This window comes from Methylobacterium indicum (genome assembly GCF_001043895.1).
Classification (GTDB): Bacteria; Pseudomonadota; Alphaproteobacteria; order Rhizobiales; family Beijerinckiaceae; genus Methylobacterium; species Methylobacterium indicum.
Genome location: NZ_JTHF01000498.1, coordinates 1 through 1512, shown reverse-complemented (window position 1 = coordinate 1512; position 1512 = coordinate 1). Strand labels below are relative to the sequence as shown.

The window sequence follows — 1512 nt, the reverse complement described above, 5'->3', positions numbered from 1 at the left end:
CGCTCGCCGGCCAGGTCGGCGGGATGATGGGCGGCCTGGGCGGCGTGATGAACACGATGGTCACGCGCTTCCAGAACTCCACCACCGGCATCGTCTCGACCGAGCAGGTCGGCGTCAGCAAGGTCGTCAATGTCGGGCAGACGATGCGGGAGAACGTCGGCAAGGCGCACACCCACACGGTCGGCGAGCAGTACGTGATCGAGGTCGGCTAGGAGATGCTGGTCAAGGTCGGCGAGGTGTTCCGGATCGTCGTCGGCGCTTCGACGCTGACCATGGACAAGGACGGCAACGTCACCATCACGGGCAAGACCTTCACCACCGACTTCTCCGACCAGGTGAAGCACTGGGGCAAGGTCATCGACCTCAACCCGTCGCGCTGACGGGGACGTCCGATGCTCATCCGCAACGACACGCCGTTCGCCGCCCTCGGCTTCGGCGACCTGCACCGCGACGGGATCGGGATGGCGGTGGTCGCGGTGCGCGGCCGCTACGACCTCTCCGCCGAGGGCGCGCTCGGCCTCGCCGACACCCAGGCACTCGTGCTCAACGACGTCTATGCCGGCGATCCCCATCGCACGCCGCTCGTGCAGGTCGGGGACCTGATTCCCTACAAGCCCGGCGCCGACGTGACCGTCCTCGGCCACGCCCATGCGCCCGGCGGCCGGCCGGCCCGCTCGTGGACGGTCGCGCTGACGGTGGGCGAGACGCGGGCGGCGCTGCGGGTCCATGGGCCGCGCGCCTGGCAACCGGCGCTGCGCTTCCTGCGGCCGACCTGGAAGCTCGGCCCGGCCGAGCCCGCCACCCGTGTACCGCTCGACTATCGCCTCGCCGCGGGCGGGCGCATCGTGGGCGATCCGGAGGGCACGACGAGCCCCGACAACCCGATCGGCCCGGGGCAGCTGCACCGGGACTGGAGCCCGGTCGGCCGGGTGTTGCCAGCGCCCCGGATCGAGGCGCCGGAGGCGGCCCTCGCCGATCCCTTCACGGTCGCGCGCCCGGCGGGCTTCGGCCCGGTGCCGCCGTTCTGGCGCTGGCGCGAGGAGCATTGCGGCACCCGCGACGAGGCGTGGCTTCGCGAGCGCTGCCCGCAGATGCCGGCGGATTTCGACTACCGCTTCTTCCAGACCGCCGCGCCCGCCCTGGTCCGGCCACGCCTCCACGGCGACGAGACCGTGCGGCTCGACGGGCTGGTGCCGGGCGGGGCGCTGGCGTTCCGGTTGCCCGGGCTGGTGCCGGTGGCCCACCACGCCTGGTTCGACGGCCGGGCCGTGTCGGCGCGGCTGCACCTCGACGGGGTGCATCTCGACCTGCGGGCGGAGGCGGCGCCCTGGCGGGTGGACCTGACCTGGCGTGGCTGGGTGGCGCGCTGCCCGGCCTATCACGGGGCGGTGCTGGGGGTGCTGCCGCTGGCCGGGGCGGCGGGCCTGGCGGTGTCGGGCGAGCACGGGCTGAGCGCGGAGGCGGGCGCATGAGCCTGCCGCGGGAGGGCTCGCGCACGATCGGCGAGGGGAT

General features: G+C 73.8%; 3 protein-coding genes. All 3 read left to right on the top strand.

The genetic code is table 11. The annotated features are described in order from the left end of the window. A partial coding sequence (locus QR78_RS35320) for a hypothetical protein (protein ID WP_048431627.1) occupies positions 1–212 on the top strand: 212 nt, incomplete at its 5' end. Positions 213–215: 3 nt separating this feature from the next. Further along, positions 216–380, top strand: coding sequence for a hypothetical protein (locus QR78_RS35315; RefSeq protein ID WP_158004100.1), 165 nt, complete (start codon positions 216–218; stop codon positions 378–380). 12 nt (positions 381–392) lie between these two features. After that, the gene (locus QR78_RS31715; RefSeq protein ID WP_053221186.1) at positions 393–1472 is read left to right on the top strand and encodes a DUF2169 family type VI secretion system accessory protein; all 1080 of its coding nucleotides are present in this window, start codon (positions 393–395) and stop codon (positions 1470–1472) included. The last annotated feature ends 40 nt before the right edge of the window (positions 1473–1512 follow it).

Bases quoted from the DNA above. Each gene is read 5' to 3' on its own strand.
- QR78_RS35315 (WP_158004100.1), top strand. From the start codon at position 216: ATGCTGGTCAAGGTCGGCGAGGTGTTCCGGATCGTCGTCGGCGCTTCG.
- QR78_RS31715 (WP_053221186.1), top strand. From the start codon at position 393: ATGCTCATCCGCAACGACACGCCGTTCGCCGCCCTCGGCTTCGGCGAC.